The organism is bacterium, assembly GCA_004322275.1.
In the GTDB taxonomy this organism is placed as follows: Bacteria; Desulfobacterota; Deferrisomatia; order Deferrisomatales; family BM512; genus SCTA01.
Window position 1 is genome coordinate 20851 of sequence record SCTA01000040.1, and the last position, 16908, is coordinate 37758.

16 protein-coding genes are annotated in these 16908 nt (G+C 59.1%); 3 read left to right on the forward strand and 13 right to left on the reverse strand.

Features of this window, described 5'->3' with window-relative positions; all coding sequences use genetic code 11:
* Positions 1-69 precede the first annotated feature (69 nt).
* A complete protein-coding gene (locus EPN96_11795; GenBank protein TAL15653.1) occupies positions 70-951 on the forward strand; it encodes a TonB family protein in 882 nt (293 codons plus the stop codon).
* On the opposite strand, the gene EPN96_11800 is transcribed toward EPN96_11795, so the two are convergent.
* The 10 genes from EPN96_11800 to EPN96_11845 all read right to left on the reverse strand — a co-directional run bounded on the left by EPN96_11800 (position 948) and on the right by EPN96_11845 (position 10673).
* Positions 948-1739 carry a hypothetical protein gene (locus EPN96_11800; protein TAL15654.1) on the reverse strand — a complete coding sequence of 264 codons (792 nt, stop codon included), beginning with the start codon at positions 1737-1739 and terminating at the stop codon, positions 948-950. The two genes, EPN96_11795 and EPN96_11800, sit on opposite strands and share 4 nt — an antisense overlap.
* The gene (gene mobB / locus EPN96_11805) at positions 1736-2239 is read right to left on the reverse strand and encodes a molybdopterin-guanine dinucleotide biosynthesis protein B (protein ID TAL15655.1); all 504 of its coding nucleotides are present in this window, start codon (positions 2237-2239) and stop codon (positions 1736-1738) included. The genes EPN96_11800 and mobB overlap by 4 nt, the downstream gene beginning before the upstream one ends.
* Positions 2233-3468 (reverse strand): molybdopterin molybdenumtransferase MoeA, encoded by a 1236-nt coding sequence (locus EPN96_11810; GenBank protein ID TAL15656.1) that lies wholly within the window; start codon positions 3466-3468, stop codon positions 2233-2235. Before EPN96_11810 ends, mobB begins: the two co-directional genes overlap by 7 nt.
* Before the next feature lie 73 nt (positions 3469-3541).
* Entirely contained in the window at positions 3542-4729 is a 1188-nt protein-coding gene (locus EPN96_11815; protein TAL15657.1) for a nicotinate phosphoribosyltransferase, read from the reverse strand.
* Entirely contained in the window at positions 4726-5247 is a 522-nt protein-coding gene (locus EPN96_11820) for a cysteine hydrolase (protein ID TAL15658.1), read from the reverse strand. Before EPN96_11820 ends, EPN96_11815 begins: the two co-directional genes overlap by 4 nt.
* A complete protein-coding gene (locus EPN96_11825) occupies positions 5244-5897 on the reverse strand; it encodes a protein-L-isoaspartate(D-aspartate) O-methyltransferase (GenBank protein ID TAL15659.1) in 654 nt (217 codons plus the stop codon). Before EPN96_11825 ends, EPN96_11820 begins: the two co-directional genes overlap by 4 nt.
* Positions 5898-5985: 88 nt before the next feature.
* Positions 5986-7353: an exodeoxyribonuclease VII large subunit gene (xseA, locus tag EPN96_11830; protein TAL15660.1), complete on the reverse strand. Its 1368-nt coding sequence runs from the start codon at positions 7351-7353 to the stop codon at positions 5986-5988.
* The gene (locus EPN96_11835; protein ID TAL15661.1) at positions 7328-8395 is read right to left on the reverse strand and encodes a sigma-70 family RNA polymerase sigma factor; all 1068 of its coding nucleotides are present in this window, start codon (positions 8393-8395) and stop codon (positions 7328-7330) included. The genes xseA and EPN96_11835 overlap by 26 nt, the downstream gene beginning before the upstream one ends.
* A 30-nt stretch (positions 8396-8425) precedes the next feature.
* Positions 8426-9103 carry a hypothetical protein gene (locus EPN96_11840; protein ID TAL15662.1) on the reverse strand — a complete coding sequence of 226 codons (678 nt, stop codon included), beginning with the start codon at positions 9101-9103 and terminating at the stop codon, positions 8426-8428.
* A gap of 4 nt (positions 9104-9107) precedes the next feature.
* Entirely contained in the window at positions 9108-10673 is a 1566-nt protein-coding gene (locus EPN96_11845; protein ID TAL15663.1) for a hypothetical protein, read from the reverse strand.
* Between the two features lie 137 nt (positions 10674-10810).
* Here EPN96_11845 and EPN96_11850 point away from each other — a divergent pair, with 137 nt between their 5' ends.
* Together EPN96_11850 and EPN96_11855 are read left to right on the forward strand one after the other, a co-directional pair.
* Positions 10811-13210: an ATP-dependent protease gene (locus EPN96_11850; protein ID TAL15664.1), complete on the forward strand. Its 2400-nt coding sequence runs from the start codon at positions 10811-10813 to the stop codon at positions 13208-13210.
* Between the two features lie 87 nt (positions 13211-13297).
* Positions 13298-13558, forward strand: coding sequence for a hypothetical protein (locus EPN96_11855; GenBank protein ID TAL15665.1), 261 nt, complete (start codon positions 13298-13300; stop codon positions 13556-13558).
* 395 nt (positions 13559-13953) lie between these two features.
* Here the strand turns inward: EPN96_11855 and EPN96_11860 are convergent, their stop codons facing one another.
* From EPN96_11860 to EPN96_11870, 3 genes are all read right to left on the reverse strand, one after another.
* Positions 13954-14787, reverse strand: a complete 834-nt coding sequence (locus EPN96_11860) for a methyltransferase domain-containing protein (GenBank protein TAL15666.1) — start codon at positions 14785-14787, stop codon at positions 13954-13956.
* A gap of 102 nt (positions 14788-14889) precedes the next feature.
* Complete coding sequence (locus EPN96_11865; protein ID TAL15667.1) at positions 14890-16218, reverse strand: radical SAM protein; 1329 nt, start codon at positions 16216-16218, stop codon at positions 14890-14892.
* Positions 16215-16907 carry a rhomboid family intramembrane serine protease gene (locus tag EPN96_11870; GenBank protein TAL15668.1) on the reverse strand — a complete coding sequence of 231 codons (693 nt, stop codon included), beginning with the start codon at positions 16905-16907 and terminating at the stop codon, positions 16215-16217. Before EPN96_11870 ends, EPN96_11865 begins: the two co-directional genes overlap by 4 nt.
* Position 16908: the final 1 nt, after the last annotated feature.

Sequence of the window (16908 nt, forward strand, 5' to 3'; positions counted from 1 at the left end):
CAGCCTCACAAATGGATAGTAACAACAGCAGCGCCCTCACGGCAAGAAAAGGACTATAGTTCCGGCACAATGGAAGAGCGCCAGGAAATTTTTTCACTTTACGCGGCTTTTGCCGCCTCTCTAGTGCTTCACGGGGCGATTATCGCGCTTGGCGTGGGTACCTTCACCCCTCAAAAAAAGGCCGATTCCCTCATCTTCACCGTCTCGATGGTGGATACCATGTCGGGGAGCGATTCCGGGAGCGCGCCTCTGCCTCCCGTCCCTATTCCCTCTCCTCCCCGTCCGGCCGCCCCGGTTGCAAGCGAGAAAGCGGCCGCCCCCTCAATGGAAGCTCAAAAACCCGCTGAAGCGGGCGGCGGCGGGGAAGGCGGAACAAGTCCTTCAGTCGAGGCGTCCCCTCCCGTCCAGGTTCCGGCCGCAATAGAAACTCCCCACTCGAAATCCGATGCGGCAACGGTGATAATCCCCCTTCCGGCGCAAGGAAAGGGAACGGCTTCGGGAAACGGAGCGCCCTCCCCCGCCGCGAAATCCGAAAAATCGGTGAAATTAAGGGAATTCAAGCCCTCGAAAGAGGATTTTATAACCCTCGCGCCGATGTCAACGGCCCCCCCCGACCCCGTAAAAGAAAAGGGAGAGGTGACCCTTAGCCTCGGGGATCCGGATCTTCGCTACAGGGGGTATCTCGACAGGGTCCGCTCCTCGGTTGACAGGAGCTGGAACTGGCGGGAGGCGATTCTCGCGGCGGGAAGGCCCGGAAGCGTCACCGTGAGGGTAACCATCACGCGCAGCGGTCAGGCCGACGCCGTCCTCGTCACGAGCTCGGGCTCGAAGATCCTCGACAACGAGACCATAGCCACCGTAAGGCGGGCGCAGCTTCCCGATTTCCCTGAGGAGTGGGCGATTACGAAGCTTAACCTTATTGCGGAGTTTCAATACACCTACGGAGATTAGGCGGGGATGTTTTTCGCCCAGACCAGCCTGTCGGCTCCGGCGGTTTCGGCGCACTTCTGGGCGTGGGCTTCACCGCTGAGGAAGAAGAGAGCGTTCCCGGAGGAATAGAGGGGTTCCGGCCTCTGGAGGTTGGTCACCGTAGCCGGGGGGTATTTTCTGCAGACCCGCCCGCAGCCGAGAGGGTCTTTAAGGATGTTTTCGCTGTAGGGACAGGCCAGCGCCACCGTCGCCGGAAAGTACGGAGCGCAGATCGAGACCTTCGCCCCCTCCGGCAGGGACGGCCTGTGAACCCCCTGAAAAACCGGGTCCAGCTCGAACCTCGTAACCCCCAGCTTCACGGCGAGTTTCACCGAATCCTCGTCGTCCCAAAGGCTCCCGGAGATGCCCCGCGCCTCCTCCTCGCTCGCCCCCAAAAGCATGTCGAGGCAGCGCGAATCCCTCCGCTGGCGCGAAAGGAGCCTCCCCGCCGTCACAGGGTTCGCAGTTCCCCTGCCGCTTGCGAAATGAAGCACCCCCCAGTCGTTCGCGACCCATTCCTCCCCCTTCACGAGAAGTTCCGTGAGCCACGAGGTCACGAGGGGAAAGTGCGCCTGGCGCGCGAGGGGCGTCACCAGGGAAAAAGAAAGTCCCCTTCCGGCGCAGAGGATGCGGGCTTTCTTGACCTCCTCGCCCGAGGGGAGTTTCATCGGGCAAAACTCCGCGCCGAAGTTGACGCCCGAATAACCGGGCTCGTCGAGCGCCGCGAGTTCTCCAAGGGACGAGGCGAGCAGGAATCTGGCCGTTTTCAAGGCTCCAGAACCTTTTTAACTATCAGGTCCGCGATGGCTTTCGCGTCGTCGCGGTGGAGGACCGTCACACCTTCGATTCGCGCGGCTGCGTCCTCGACGGCGATACAGATTGTTCCCTCCGCCAGCATGGGGGTTTCCCCCGCCCGCAGCACCTCCACTCTCGGGTAGCCGCTCTCCCCCTTCCACCCTTCGACCAGTAAAAGAGCCGTCCCCTCGGGACAGAGACCGGCGAGAAAATCCGGTGTGACGCCTTCGGCCGGGCTATCCCTGAAGATGACCAGCTCGTCGCCGTTGGCGAAAAAGGTAGCCACTGCGCCCGCGCGCCTGTGGCGCCAGGTATCCTTGCCGGGGGTGTCGACCTCTACCTTTTTCCGGCGGTGCTTGGCTGTGGCGGCGGCGATGCCTTTTTCCTTGAGGTAACAGAGGAGCTTTTCGACGAGGGTTGTCTTTCCGCTGCCGGAAAAACCCGAGATGAGGCAAATGGCGGGTTTTTTTACCATCCCGCCGCTCTGCCTTCCAGGAATTCGTAATCGTAGACCTGAACGTCCACCTCTTCGCCGGGCTCGATAACCTCCCGTCCCACGGGAAGGATGAGAAGGCCGTTGGCCTCTACCAGCGTGGAGAGCATGCCCGAGCTTCTCTTGCCTAAACCGACTACCTTGAAGCGCGTTCCGAACCGTTCGATTCTGCACCGGACGAACTCTATCCTGTCGGGCCTGCCCTTCACCCTTTCCGCCCTCTCGTCGAGGATGGCCTTGAAGACCGGGCGAAAGAGCCTCTGCGCCCCCATCAGCTTTCTCAGCGCGGGCCTTACGAACTGCTCGAAGGAGACCATCGCGCTGACGGGGTTTCCGGGGAGGCCGAAGACCGGCACCCTGCCCTTCATGCCGAAGAGCACCGGCTTTCCCGGCTTTACCGCGACCTTCCAGAACTTCGTGTCAACGCCCCATTCGGCGAGCACGTCGCGGGTATAGTCGTAATCGCCCATCGAGACGCCGCCGGTGGTCAGAACCATGTCGCAGGTGCGGGCGTTACCAAGTATTTCGAGAAGCCCTTCCCTGTCGTCGCGCCCTATGCCCAGGCGCACCGGTATCGCTCCGGTCTCCAGAACCTGCGCGGAAAGGCCGTAGGAGTTGGAGTTGATTATCTTGAACCCTTCGGTGGGGGCGTCTATCTCCACTATCTCGTCGCCGGTGGCGAGAATGGCCACCTTCGGCCTCTGGTGAACCTTGACGAAGGAGCGTCCGAGGGAGGCGAGCATTCCGACCTCCGCCGGGCGTATCCGTATCCCCGGCGGAAGAACCTGATCGCCCGCCGAAACGTCTTCTCCGGCCTTCCTGACGTTGGCCCCCGGCCTCGGCAGTGAAAGTATCTCCACCTCCGCGCCCAGCCGGGCAGTATCCTCTACGGGTACGACGGTATCGGCGCCGGGAGGTATCGGGGCGCCGGTCATTATCTTTACCGCCTCGCCCTCCGCCACCGCGCCGGAGAAAAGATGCCCGGCGGCTATCTCGTCCACCACCCGGAGCACCGCCCTTTCGCCGACGGCGTCGGAGCGGCAAAAGGCGTAGCCGTCCATCGCCGAGTTGTCCATAGGCGGAAGGTTTCTCGGGGCGAACACCTGCTCGGCCAGCACCCTGCCGAGCGCTTCGGTTATCGAGACCGTTTCGCTGGGCAGAGGTTCGAGAGAGGAGAGGATTTTCTCCTGCGCTTCGGAAAAAGAGATCATAAATATTCCAGCAATAAAGGGGAAAGCTCTGTCGGAGCGGTTCTTCGGATCGTAGCAGCGGCGGGGCGGGCGGTCAAGCCCGCAGGGCGGCGAGAGCCCGTATGACGCGCCTTCTCGCGGCCTCCACGCTGGTGTCGTACTCTCCGGGAACCGCCTCCTCGGTAAGCTTTTTCCAGAGGCCTCCGCAGACGCAGAAGCCGAAGGGTTTTTTGCCCATTGCGGTGGTCTTCGTGGCGTGGCACTCGGGGCAGGCGAAAAGATCCTTCGCGCCGGAGTTCTTGCCCCGCTTCGCCAGCGGCTTTCCATCGACCTCGACGATATCCATGGCGAAATCCACGGTGCGCGCGGAAGAAAGAGCGGTTCCGAGGCCGAAGCCGTCCACGAGAGGCTCCAGCTTGTAGATATCGTACTCTCCGAGGCCGCCCGAGACGTAGACGCCGACGTTAGTGTGGCCGCGAAGGTTGAGCTCCCACCTTACCTCGCGGATTATCCTCTCGAAATCGCCCCTTCTGCTTCCGGGGGTGTCGAGCCGTATCCCGGCGAGCTCTTTTCCGAGGGCTTCGGCTACCCGCATGGCTTCAAACTTCTCGTCGTTGAAGGTGTCGATGAGGCTGATTACCTTGGCCTTGTCGCCGAAATACTCCTTGAAGGCGAGGGTCGCCTCGACGGTGTCTCCCATGACCAGTATGAGCGCGTGAGGCATCGTACCCATCGGGGGGACGCCGAGCCTCTGGGCGGAGGAGATGACGCTTATGCCGTCGAAACCTCCGAGAAAGGCGCTCCTGTCTATCATCGGCGATATCGCCGGGTGCATCCTCCTCGCGCCGAAGGAGAGCAGAATCTTCTCCGCCGCCGCCAGCCTGCACCTCGCCGCCATCGTAGCTATTCCGGTCGCCTGACACAAAAACCCGAGCAGGACCGTCTCGTACAGGCAAAAGTCCTCGTAGGGGCCTTCGATTTCGAGCACGGTGTCCCAGGGCCTGAAAAAGGAGCCCTCGGGAATCGTACGGATTTTAAGGTCCGCCCCCCTTGCGCGAAGGGCCTCCAGAAGCCCCATCGCCTCGTCCAGTCCGGCGAAGACCGCCCACTCCCAGTCCTCGGGAAACCCTTTGGTCATTATCTCGGCGCGGACCCGCTTTGAGATTCCCTTTTTTTTCAGGATATCCTTCGTTCGCTCGAAATAAACGTCGGTGACGACCCCCGAGACTATCTCCTCTTCGGAGACGACGTTGAGGAAACTTCCTTTCTTTTTCGCGCTCATATAATCCTTGCCCCGAGTACGGTTTCCATGTGCTTTAGCGCCCATTCGTGGTCTGTCTTGTCTATCCCGGCTACGGCGTCCCTCACAACCTCGACGCAAAAGCCCCTCACAGTGCATTCAAAAGCCGTGTACATGACGCAGATGTTGGTAAGGCATCCCGTCAGCCTGACCGTTCCAATTTCCAACTCCTCCAGCTTTTTGTCCAGCTCCGTCTTCCAGAAAGAGGAATAGGTGGTCTTCTTGACGATTATATCTTCGTTTTCGGGTTCCAGTTCACCGACAATCTGCGCCCCCTTCGTTCCGCCGACGGCGTGGGGCGGCCAGCGGTGAAATTCAGGGTCGTTGATGGCGTGGGAGTCGCAAACGTATATCACCGGCTCTCCCCGCGATCTGGCGCTAAGAATATTCCTTTTGACCTCCGGCATTATTATCCAGTTGTCGGGGACGTAAAGAGGGGCGTTTTTGTCGGTGAAATCGTTCAGCATGTCGATGACTAGAAGCGCCCGTCTCATGTTCACCAGCCTCTCTCACCCGTCAAGGGGACGAAGCGAACGCCGCCGAGGCTGATTTGCCTGTACAAATCCCCCTCCCTGACGATTTTCAAAAGCTCCTGGGAGCCCATAGTTCCTACCGGTATAACCAGAACGCCTTCTTCGGGCCTGAGCTGCTCTTTCAGGGCCGGGGGCACCGAAGGGGCTCCGGCGGTGACTATTATGGCGTCGTAGGGGGCGAATTCCGGGAGCCCGAGGGTTCCGTCGCCCACGAAGAACTTAACCTCTTCCCCCAGACCGCACGAGGCAAGCGCCTTCTCGGCCTTTTTGGAGAGCACCGGGTCTTTTTCTATCGAATAGACCTTGCAGCCCATAGCGGCGAGTATCCCCGCCTGATAGCCGGAGCCGGTTCCCACTTCCAGCACCTTGTCTCCGCTGGAGACATCCAGCGCCTCGCTCATGAGCGCGACTATATACGGCTGCGATATGGTCTGCCCGCCGCCTATGGGCAGGGGAGCATCGTCGTAGGCGGAATCCTGAAGGTCCTCGGGCACGAAAAGATGTCTCGGGAGGACTTTGAAGGCGGAAAGCACGAGTTTGTCGCGCACTCCCCTCGCCTCGATCTGCTCTTTCACCATCGAGCGCCTGAGAACCTCGAATCTTTTGCTCTTTTCCATACCGCACCCCGGGAAAGTTAAGGCGTTTTTACAATACCGTCAATTTAAAGCTAGTATCCCGCCTTAATTTGTCAACACGGTAAATGGCTTACGTCCCGTCCACCCTGACCACCCTGCACCCGAGCGACCCCCGCGCAAAGCTCACCTCGACCTCGTCTCCCGGCGACTGACTGGCGGCGTCGGTGACTATCTTTCCACTCCTGTCGACAACCACGGCATACCCCCTCTTCAGGACCGCCGAGGGGCTGAGCTTGTCAAGCGACCCGCTAAGGAGAGACAAGTTGCTCTTTCTGGAGGAGAACCCCCGTTCAAGAGAGATATGAAGTCTTGCCTCCAGAGCGCAGAGACGCGAGGAAGCCCCGGCGAGGCGAAGCTCGGGCGAGATGGTTCCCAACTCCCTCCGGGCTTCGTAAAACCTCTCCTTTAGCCCCGCGAAGTTCCGGGCGAGAGCGCCGGAAGCGGTCTCCATGAGTCTGTCAACCCGCAGCCGCCTTCGCTCTATGACGCGGCCGGGCTCGGACCTGTATGGGTCGAGAGAAGTGAGCTTTTCACGAAGTTCCGCCGTCAGCGCCCTCATCGAAGAGGCCAGGGAGAGTTCCGAACGGGCCAGTAGTGCCAGCCAGTGGGAGGATTCCCTTGCCGCCAGCTCTGCGGCGGCCGAGGGGGTCGGGGCGCGTTTGTCGGCGGCGAAATCCGTCAGGGTAAAATCCGTCTCGTGGCCGACTGCGGAGATTACGGGAACCCGGCACCCCGCTACGGCGCGGACGACCCTCTCGTCGTTGAAGGCGGAAAGGTCCTCCCCCGCGCCGCCTCCCCTCCCGACGATGACGAGTTCGACCGCTTCCCGTTCCTGCGCGTCTTCAAGGGCTCTTACAATCTCCTCCGGGGCCTTTTCCCCCTGCACCCGCGCCGGGCAGACGTATACGTCGAGCCAGGGAGCGCGCCGCTTTAAAACGTGCAGTATGTCGCGCACCGCCGCGCCGGTTGGCGAAGTGACGACCGCCACCGCCCTCGGCATCGCCGGAAGAGGGCGCTTTCGCTCTTCGGCGAAAAGCCCCTCCGACTGGAGTTTCTTCTTCAGCGCTTCGAGTTGAAGGCGAAGTAGCCCCTCGCCCACCGGCGACATGTGCTCCACGATTAGCTGGAGGTCGCCCCTCTGTTCGTAGACGGAAAGTCGGCCCCTCGCCAGCACGGCCATGCCGTTTTTAGGAGGGTGATCGAGAAGACGGAGCGCGGAGCGGAAACAGACGGCGCGAAGCTGCGCGTTTTTGTCGCTTAGATTGAAGTAGGCGTGGCCGGAGGCGGGGATGCGAAGATCCGATATCTCGCCCTCAAGCCAGACATCGTGAAAGGTGTTCTCCGTAAGAGCCCTGACCAGAGAGATCAGCCCGGTGACGGAAAGAACCTCGCCGGGAACGGGCGTCCAGCCCCTATCGTTCGATGGATTCAACGACATCCGAAAGCTCCGGCATATCTTTCAGGTACTCCTTGAGGCGCTTTTTAAGGTCGTTTTCCATCTGGCGTATCCGCTCGCGGGAGACGCCGAAGCGGTCGCCTATCTCGCGCAGGGTCTCGGGGTCTTCCGCCATGAGCCTTTTGTCGAAAATAATCCTGTCGCGCGCTTCGAGCGTCTCTCGAAACCCCATCAGCTTTTCGTTTATAACCTTGCGGAGTTCCTCGTTTTCCAGCTCGCTGAAGGAGGAAGGGGCTTCGTCGGGCAAAAGGTCCATCCTCGAAGTCGTCCCCTCTTCGTCAACCGGGGCGTCGAGAGAAACGTCAGAGCCCGAGAGCCTCATCGACATTTCGATGACCTCCTGCTCCTTCACGCCGAGCCGGGAGGCGAGAAGCTTCGGCTCAGGGCGGAATCCCTCGGCCTCAAGGGCCTCTTTTTCTTTTTTAAGGTTGAAAAAGAGCCTTCGCTGGTTCTGGGTTGTCCCTATCTTCACCAGCGACCAGTTGTTGAGAATGTAGCGGATCATGTAGGCGCGAATCCACCACGCCGCGTAGGAACTGAGCTTGACGCCCCTTGCCGGGTCGAACTTCTCTACGGCCCGCATAAGGCCGATGTTTCCTTCCTGTATCAGGTCGAGGAGGTTACTTATGTTGCGCCGAAATTCGTAGGCTATCTTGACCACGAGGCGCAGGTTGGAGACGACGAGCCGATAAGCCGCCTCCAGGTCGCCCTGGGTGTGGTAGCGGGTGGACAGCTCTTCCTCCTCCTCGTGAGTCAGGAGCGAGTGCCTTCCGATCTCCCTGAGGTACTGGGAAAGAGGGTCGGCCCTTCCGCCCTCGGCGGTTATGAGCCCCTTGCCGTGTGACGGCTCCTCCAGATCGGTCTCGAAAAAATCAACGTCGGCCGCTTCAAGAACCTCCGGCTCAATGGCGACGGGTTCGGCTATCTCCTCCTCGTCGGAAGGCGAATACTCCCTTTCGGTCTCCTCCGGTATACCGTCGTCACCGCCGAATTTTTCCGGGTCGTCCCTCAGTTTACCGCTCATAGGGGAAACTCCGGCTTCCTGATTTCAAGCTCACGGATTTGCATGGCATTCCTTGCACCACTCTTTGCCGTCACCGCCGGAAAGATCCCTGGGCCCGTGCGGATCGTGGCAGGAAACGCAGTCCATGCGCCTTCCCGGCCTCGAAGGGTCGTTTTTAGAGGTGACCGGGTGGCGCAGCTTCGGGTGTTTCGATAAAGAATACTTCTCATGGCAACCTGCGCAAAGTTTTACGGTCTCTTCGCTCGAAGGCATGCCCGCTTTGTGACAGGAGGAGCACTTTTTGGCGAAATCCGGTTTTCCGTGCTTTCCCGTTCCGTAACTCTTGTGGCAATCCCTGCAGGAGCCTTCCGCCTCGTGGCACTCGCCGCAGTTTTTCGCGAAAGAATCGTGAAAAAGGGGTTCTCCCTTGTACGGAGAGCCCTTTTTGAAGGAAACCTCCACCTTCTGCCCGTCCACCTTTAAAACCGAGCCCGAAGGGGAAATCCCGCCCACTCTCAGGTGGCGAATTTTTCCCTCCCCGGTGAAACTCCCTTTGGCTTTCACGTTGTCAACTTCGACGAGCGGGGGTTTGCCGGACTCGACAACCACCCAGAGGTATTCCGAGCCGCTCACGTAACCGGCGACGGGCGCGAGAATTTTCACCCCGGCGTAAGTTTCCGCAGGCAAAATCGCCAGCATCGCAAGGAAAACAAATTTCAATGACTTCATGGAATTAAACTCTCGAAACCTTTCCGCCGGATTCTGCCGCCCAGTGGTCCACCGCCCTTGCCCCGTCTATCGCCGCGCTTACAATTCCTCCCGCGTAACCCGCCCCCTCGCCTACCGGATAGAGATTTTTAAAGGTCAGGGACCTCATCTCCCCGTCCCGAAGGATGCGCACCGGGCTGGAGGTTCTCGTTTCGACGCCGATAAGGTTACCACCCGCCAGCGGCGGTAACTGGGCGATAAGCGCGGGCAGGGCGTCACGAAGGGCCGTAGAGGCGAACCGGGGCAGGCACTCCGAAAGATCGGCCTTTTTCAGAGGCCACGGGCAATTGGAATGCACCTCAGGTCCGCTCCCTTTTCCGAGAAACGCCGCCACGGTCTGAGAGGGCAGAGCCATCTCACCCGCCAGTTCATACCCCCTCTTCTCCCAGCGCCGCTGAAAATCCAGCCCCTTCAGGGGATCCCCCCCGAAATCCTCCGGCCTCGTCTCCACCACCAGCGCGGCGTTGGCGTTTTTGCCGGAGCGCATCGCCCCGCTCATGCCGTTGACCACAACGCCGCCCGGTTCGGCTCCGGCGGGTATGACCGTCCCGCCCGGGCACATGCAGAAGGAATATACGCCCCTCCCGTCGCCCGAACGAGCCTTGATTGAGAACTCGGCGGGCGAAAGACCGGGGTAACCGGCCCACCTGCCGTACTGCTGCGAATTAACAAGCTCCTGCGGAAGCTCGACCCTGACGCCGACGGCGAAACCCTTGGCCTGAAGGTCCACCCCCTGCTTTCCGAGCGCCCGGTAGAGTTCGCGGGAGCTGTGGCCTGTGGCCAGAAAGACCGCCCCGGCCGGAAGCTCGCCTTCTTCGGTGATTATTCCCCTGACGCGGTTCTCTTCAATTATGAGTTCCCGGGCTCTTCTCCCGAAGAAAAAAACCGCGCCCCTCTTCGTCAGATACTCCCTGACGTTGGCGATTATCCGGCGCAGCCTGTCGGTGCCGAGGTGAGGCCTGGAGTCGAAGAGAATCTCTTCGCCACCCCCGGCCTCGACGAGCCGCCGGAGGACCCACTCCTTCCGGAAGTCCTTCACCCTCGTGGTGAGCTTGCCGTCGGAAAAGGCCCCCGCCCCCCCTTCGCCGAACTGCACGTTGCTCAAGGGGTTTAAAATCCCCTTCCTCCAGTACGCCGCTACGTCAGCCATCCGCTCGCGGACAATCTTCCCCTGTTCGAGGATTACAGGCCTCAATCCGTATTCGCAGAGGCGTAGCGCCGCAAAGAGACCGGCGGGCCCCGCCCCGACGACAAGCGGAGGATGGCGTGGAAGGGTTGTTACCGGCCTTACGGCCCACTCCTCGCCCTCGTAGCGCGAAACCTCGGCTGCCGACTCCTGTACCTTTAGTTCGCCGTCCACCTCCAGAACCACGGAGTACTCGTAAACCGGGGGCCTTCTCCCTCTGGCGTCCATCGACCTTTTCAGTATCGAAAGGGAAAGGACTTTTCCGGGTGAAACGGACAGACGCCCCGCGGCCGCTTCCAGAAGTTCTCTTTTTCCGGAGCCGGGCGCGAGTCTGAGGTTTCTCACTGCAAAGCGGTTTACATGCAATTCATCAATCCCCTTAAAATTTTAAAAAGATTAGCAGAAAATGAGTGGCGGGTCACCGCCTCCTTTGAAACGTTCCCGCAAGGATGTAGAATGAAAAAACAACAAGTGGAGGAAAAATGAAGAACCCTGTGCAGCAGGATTTGCTAAGGAAGAAGGTACCGCCCGATTCCTTCGGTTTTGAAACTACCGCGGAACTCCCCCAGCTCTGGAAACCCCTCGGGCAAGACCGCGTGCTTTCCGCCCTCAATTTCGGCCTCGACGTAGAAAGCCACGGCTACAACGTCTTCCTCTTCGGCCCCCCCGGAGCCGGCAAGCAGACCACGGCTACCGGCGTCATAGAAGAATTCGCGAAAAAGGGTGCCGTTCCCGACGACTGGGTTTACGTCTTCAATTTTGAAGAAGAGGAAAAGCCCAGGGCCATAGCGCTGACTCCCGGACTCGGCGAGGAGTTCCGCGACGGCGTGGCGCACCTCGTTCAATGGCTGATCGAAGAGATACCCAAGGTCTTCCAGAACGAGCTGTACATAAAAGAAAAGGAAGAGGTCTTCAGGAAAAACCAGGAGGCCAAGAACGAGGCTTTCCAGTCTCTCGAAGAACTGGCCAACGTCCACAGCTTCATCGTACAGAGAAGCGCGGAGGGTCTGGCCCTCATTTACGGCAAGGACAACGAGCCTCTGAGCCCGGACGATTTCGAGAAACTCACGGACGAAGAAAAGGGGGTCATCCAGAGATCCCGCGACATATTGCAGGAGAAACTGCGCGAGACGATAAATCTCGTAAAAGAGATCGACCAGCAGATGCAGGAAAGCCTGAAAGAACTCGACAACCGCTACGCGATGTCCGCCGTCGGACAGGAGTTCTTTCTGCTCGAAGACAAATACAAAGGTTTCCCCCGCGTCATCCAGTACCTTCAGGCCCTGAAAAAGGACGTTCTCGAAAACATCGCCAGATTCCGGACCGACAGCCGCGACGGGCCGCCAATCCCCCTCCTCCCCTTCTTCCCCAGAGACGAGGGGCCGGGCGAACTGGTTAAGCGCTACAAGGTCAATCTTCTCGTCAACAACAAGGGGCTTGAACACGCTCCGGTCGTCTTTGAATCCAACCCCAACCATCACAACCTCCTCGGCAGGATGGAGTACAGGGCGCAGTACGGCACCTTTTTCACTGATTATACGCAGATAAAGGCCGGGGCCTTCCACCGCGCCAACGGCGGCTTTCTCGTCCTCAGCGCCCGCGAGGTCCTCCTTAATCCCTTCGCCTACGAGGCTATGAAGCGGATTTTAAAGGATCAGGAGATACGGATGGAGGAGATCGGCGAGCAGTACCGCCTCATCTCCACCACCACCCTCCGGCCCGAGCCGATTCCCATAAGGACCAAGGTCGTCCTCCTCGGAACGCAGTGGATATACTACCTCCTCCAGCAGTACGACGAGGATTTTCACAAGCTCTTCAAGGTCAAGGGCGAGTTCGTTAGCGAGATGGAGGACACCGACGACAACAGGATGTGCTACGCCTACCTCGTAGCCAACCAGTGCGCCCGGGAAGGTCTCATCCACTTCAGCCGGAAGGCCGTAGCCTACTTCGTCGAAGAAGGTTTCCGCATGGCGGAACATCAGAAAAAACTGGCGACCCACTTTCTGGGTCTCTGCGACCTGGTGCGCGAAGCGAGCCACTGGGCCAAAATAGCCGGGCAGAGCGTCGTAGACGAGACGCACGTCAAAAAGGCACTCGACCAGATTAAATACCGCAGCGACTACCTTGAAAAACTCCTCGGCGAGATGATTACCGACGGCTCCATCCTCATCGACACCGAAGGTACGGTTGTAGGCCAGGTCAACGGCCTCTCCGTCTACGACATGGGAGACTACGCCTTCGGCAAGCCCTCAAGGGTGACGGCGAGAGTCTTCCTCGGCAAGGAGGGCGTCATAAATATTGAGCGCGAATCCGAGCTGGGAGGCAGAATCCACAACAAAGGCGTGCTGATACTCCAGGGGTTCTTCGGTGCCAGGTACGCGCAGCGTGTACCGCCCACCTTCGGCGCAAGCATCTGCTTCGAGCAGTCCTACGGCGGCGTGGAGGGCGACAGCGCCTCCTCCACCGAACTTTACGCCCTGATCTCCGCCATCACCGACATCCCCCTCCGGCAGGATATAGCCGTCACGGGGTCGGTAAACCAGATGGGGCAGATACAGGCCATCGGCGGGGTAAACCTCAAAATCGAGGGATTCTTCAACACCTGCAAGGCTAAAGGGCTCACCGGAACGCAGGGGGTGATGATCCCGCAGGCCAACGTCCAGAACCTCATGCTTGACGAAGAGGTCGTAAAAGCCGTAAACGAAGGGAAGTTTCATATATACTCGGTCTCGACCGTGGACGAAGGGCTTGAGATACTCACCGGCATGACCCCCGGCACCGCCAACGAATTCGGCGATTACCCCGAAGGAACGCTGAATGCGAGGGTGGTCTCCAGACTTGAGAGATTCGCGAACCAGTGGAAGAAGCTGCACACTGATTAAAGTAGGGTGCGTTAGGCGAAGCCGTAACGCACCAGAGATTTGCTCGACGTTTTTTAACAGCCTCCTTACCTTAAAAGAGGTTTTTAGATGAAAAAGTGGTTAAACATCGGTTTTATCGCGCTTTGCGCCCTGATTTTGATAGTTCTCTGGAACGCGCCCCCCGAAACCACCAAGAAAACGCCGAACGACAAGACCCACGAGAACCCCAGGCAGTTCGAGCGCTGCCCCTCATGCCACATCGAGGGAACCGAAGGCGCACCCAAAGTCCTTCCCGACCACCTCAACAGGGAGGGGAAGCTGATGTTGGACCACGTTAAATGTTATATGTGCCACAAGGAGAAGAAGTAACTCTTTGTCCAGCGCATCCTTTACGCCCCCGGCGTGTCACTTGCCTGACGGCTTCGGCTTTTGCCGCGGGGCGAAGCCTGCCCTCGGAATCTTTTACCGGGGGTCGCTACTCGCTCGCGCTCCTCGACGTAGTCACGCTACTATCTTCGTCGCGCTCACTGCGGGCTCCTCGCCCGGCGACAAAATCCTGTGCCGTATTTAAAAGCGGGTCTCTGCAATTGCGCCGGATTACCGTCATTTCCACAAAATAATCCGGCTTGGGCAAGCTCTCAGACCGTGGGGTGTGTTAGCCGCGAAGCGGCGTAACGCACCGAAACTTTAGCGAAGCAGGTCGCTGCGCGGGCCTTGCATTTGGGGCTATTCCGGTGCAGGTTTGAACCCAACCGTAGGGTGTTTCATCTGCAAAGCGGTCTTTTCCCGATTGCGTACGAAACTTTCACATCAAGCCATATCCCTTCACCTGTCGAGAGTTCCTGTATCTCCTTCAAATGTTCTTTCTTAAACTCCTCCAGATCATCAGGAGTAAGCTCCTTCAAGAGTCTGCGGAGGCCCGCATTCCATACAACATCCCACCATTGTCCGGCATCGGCGAGATGATAGCCAAGGTCTTTAACATCGACGCGGATATCGGCCAGCCCGGCATTTTCAAAAAGTGAAATGCATTCCTCAGGGGTTGAGAGGCGCCGCAACGCCGAGGGAGTCTCAACGCCGTATTTACCGATTCGCTCAGAGAACATATCCACCAGCGGAGAAAAAGTCCCTTCGCAAAAGTTCGTCACAATCACCTTTCCGCCCGGCTTCACCTTTGAAAGGATATGACAAAGCAGTTGCTCCATGTCTTCTACGAAGAAGATGCTGAATGAAAATACCGCAGCATCGAAAAAACAGTCCGGGAAATAGAGGGCCTGCATGTCCATGGGGATCAGAGTGATATTACGTAGGCCTCTATCCCTGATCTTGGCTTTTGCGCGCGCGAGCATCCCCTCTGAAAAATCGATTCCCGTAACGTGGCCCCCCGGCAAGGCTCCAGCAAGCGCTATCGCGGCGTTGCCGGTGCCGGTCGCGACATCAAGCACATTTTCATTGCCATCGAGGTCCATGAATTCCGGAATATATTTCGCGCTCTCGGAGAAATAGCGCAGAGCGGGATTGTCATATCCTTCAGCCACGTCGTCAAACGTCTCTCTGAGCTTCTCTTTTACTTCTTTCTCACTAGCGGGGTCGTTCATTCTCTTCTCCAAGCCTGGTCGGATTGAGGATATTATCGGTGCGTTACGGCTTCGCCTAACGCAACCTACGTTTACTCCGCTTTCGCGGGAGCGACGATCAAATCAAGAACCTTTGCCCTCCAGAAACTCCAGCGTAGTCAGCGGCGCGCCGAACTCTTCCTTCGGCCGGTTGAAGTAACCTATGTCCAGCTTCGGGAACTCACGTTTGAGTTTCAGGGCCGCGTTCTTTATCCCTATCGCTCCCTTCGCCTCCTTGATGTCTTTCGGGAGGTTTTCGAGGTAAAGCCTCGGGTCGATGGACATATTGCGGAAGTGAACCATCTGGAGTCCGGTCGAATTCACAAGCTCGAAGAGGGCGTCCATTTCCTCCGGCAGGTCGGTGACGCCGGGGAAGATAAGGTAATTGAGCGCGGTGTAAAGCCCCTCTTTGACCGAAAGCTCAAGCGACCTTCTCACGTCGGAGAAGCGGTAGGTGCGCGGCCTGTAGTAGGCGTTGTAGGCGGTTTCCCGCGCGGAGTTCGCGGAAATCCTCACCGAATCGAGCCCGGCGCGGGCGACTTTAAGAAGCTCCTCCGGCAGACTCCCGTTGGTGTTGAGATGAACAGTTCCCTTTTGCGTTCTGGCGCGAAAATCCTTTACGGCGCTCTCCAGCAGGTTTCCGCCGAGGAGAGGTTCTCCCTCGCACCCCTGGCCGAAGCTGACTACCCCCCTCTCGACCCCTTCGAGGTGCTCGACGGCGACCTCGGAAAGCTCTTCGACGGTGGGGGTGAACTCTATCCGCTCCTGAGAGGCGGGGCAGCAGTCGGAGGGCTGGAGGCTGATGCAGCCGACGCAGGCGGCGTTGCAGGCCATCGCCGTCGGGAGCGGCGCTTCCCACCGCTGCATGAAAAAGTTCTTCGCGGCGAAGCAGTGGTATTCGAGTGCGCAGCGGGAAAGGTGCGTGATAAGGCGGTTTTGCGGTGATTTTTTAATCCGCTTTCTCACCCTCGGGGCGATCTCCCTGTCGTCGTAGTGGCAGGTCTCGGAATGGGTCATCGGATCGACGCGGAAGGCCGCCGCGACCATCTTCCCCTCCCGCCAGCCAACCGCCGCGTACGCCCAGAGCGGGAGGTAGGAGTGGCAGCCGTAGTCCGGCGCGCCGCCGGGGTAACTTGCCGCCGGAAGTAACGTCCTCGCGTACCCGGCCTGCAGCATGGCGGTTACGCCCCTCATGTTCTTCAAAACCTTCGGCTTTTGCGCGGCCTCGTCCCATCCCACGGCCTGCGAGCCGGGTAGGAAGAAGACTTTCGTACCCTCCGGCAGAGGGATAAGCTCCTCCTCGTCTACCCTCACCCACGAAGCGCCGGATTGTCCCGTCATCGAAAGCTCGTGATGGTCGTAGATATTCCCGCCGTTGTCGCAGACCAGAAGTTTCGCACTTTCTCTCTTCATCGTACCGAAGAACCCTTTTCGCCCCTGAAAATGTAATAGGCCGCAGCCCCCGCGACGAACCCGCCGATGTGCGCCATCCACGCGACGTTCCCGGCGACCCCTCCCGCGCCCTGTATGAGCTGGAGAAAGAACCATATCCCCAGAAAGACCACTGCGGGAAGCTCTATGAACTGGAAAAAGAAGAAGATCGGCACGAGGGTGAGCACCCTCGCTTTCGGGAATTTGAGCATGTACGCCCCGAGAACGCCCGCTATGGCCCCCGAAGCCCCGACGGTGGGTAGGGTAGAGGTGAAGTTGAAGGCGAGATGTATGAGCCCCGCGAAAAGCCCCCAGACCAGATAGCAGGCGAGGAACCTGACCGTGCCGAGCCACTCCTCCACGTTGTCGCCGAAGATCCAGAGCATCCACATATTCCCCAGCAAGTGAAAAAATCCCCCGTGGATAAAGATGGAAGAGAAAAAGGGAAGCGACTGCTCCCAGAGGGTGAAACGGGCGGAAAGTGACGGGTCGGAATAGCGTATGGGCAGGATGCCGAACTTGTTGAAAAAGGCGTAGGTTTCCTCGGTGGGTATGCGGGAGAGCACCCCCGCCTGTATCTCGATTATAAAAACGAAGACGTTCAGGACGATTATGAGATACACCCCCCAAGGGGTGGTTCTCGTCGGGTTAAGGTCGCGTATGGGGAACAAA

Coding starts and splice junctions, on each gene's coding strand:
- EPN96_11795 (TAL15653.1), top strand. CDS start 70: ATGGAAGAGCGCCAGGAAATTTTTTCACTTTACGCGGCTTTTGCCGCC.
- mobB (TAL15655.1), bottom strand. CDS start 2,239: ATGGTAAAAAAACCCGCCATTTGCCTCATCTCGGGTTTTTCCGGCAGC.
- EPN96_11810 (TAL15656.1), bottom strand. CDS start 3,468: ATGATCTCTTTTTCCGAAGCGCAGGAGAAAATCCTCTCCTCTCTCGAA.
- EPN96_11815 (TAL15657.1), bottom strand. CDS start 4,729: ATGAGCGCGAAAAAGAAAGGAAGTTTCCTCAACGTCGTCTCCGAAGAG.
- EPN96_11825 (TAL15659.1), bottom strand. CDS start 5,897: ATGGAAAAGAGCAAAAGATTCGAGGTTCTCAGGCGCTCGATGGTGAAA.
- xseA (TAL15660.1), bottom strand. CDS start 7,353: ATGTCGTTGAATCCATCGAACGATAGGGGCTGGACGCCCGTTCCCGGC.
- EPN96_11835 (TAL15661.1), bottom strand. CDS start 8,395: ATGAGCGGTAAACTGAGGGACGACCCGGAAAAATTCGGCGGTGACGAC.
- EPN96_11840 (TAL15662.1), bottom strand. CDS start 9,103: ATGAAGTCATTGAAATTTGTTTTCCTTGCGATGCTGGCGATTTTGCCT.
- EPN96_11850 (TAL15664.1), top strand. CDS start 10,811: ATGAAGAACCCTGTGCAGCAGGATTTGCTAAGGAAGAAGGTACCGCCC.
- EPN96_11855 (TAL15665.1), top strand. CDS start 13,298: ATGAAAAAGTGGTTAAACATCGGTTTTATCGCGCTTTGCGCCCTGATT.
- EPN96_11860 (TAL15666.1), bottom strand. CDS start 14,787: ATGAACGACCCCGCTAGTGAGAAAGAAGTAAAAGAGAAGCTCAGAGAG.
- EPN96_11865 (TAL15667.1), bottom strand. CDS start 16,218: ATGAAGAGAGAAAGTGCGAAACTTCTGGTCTGCGACAACGGCGGGAAT.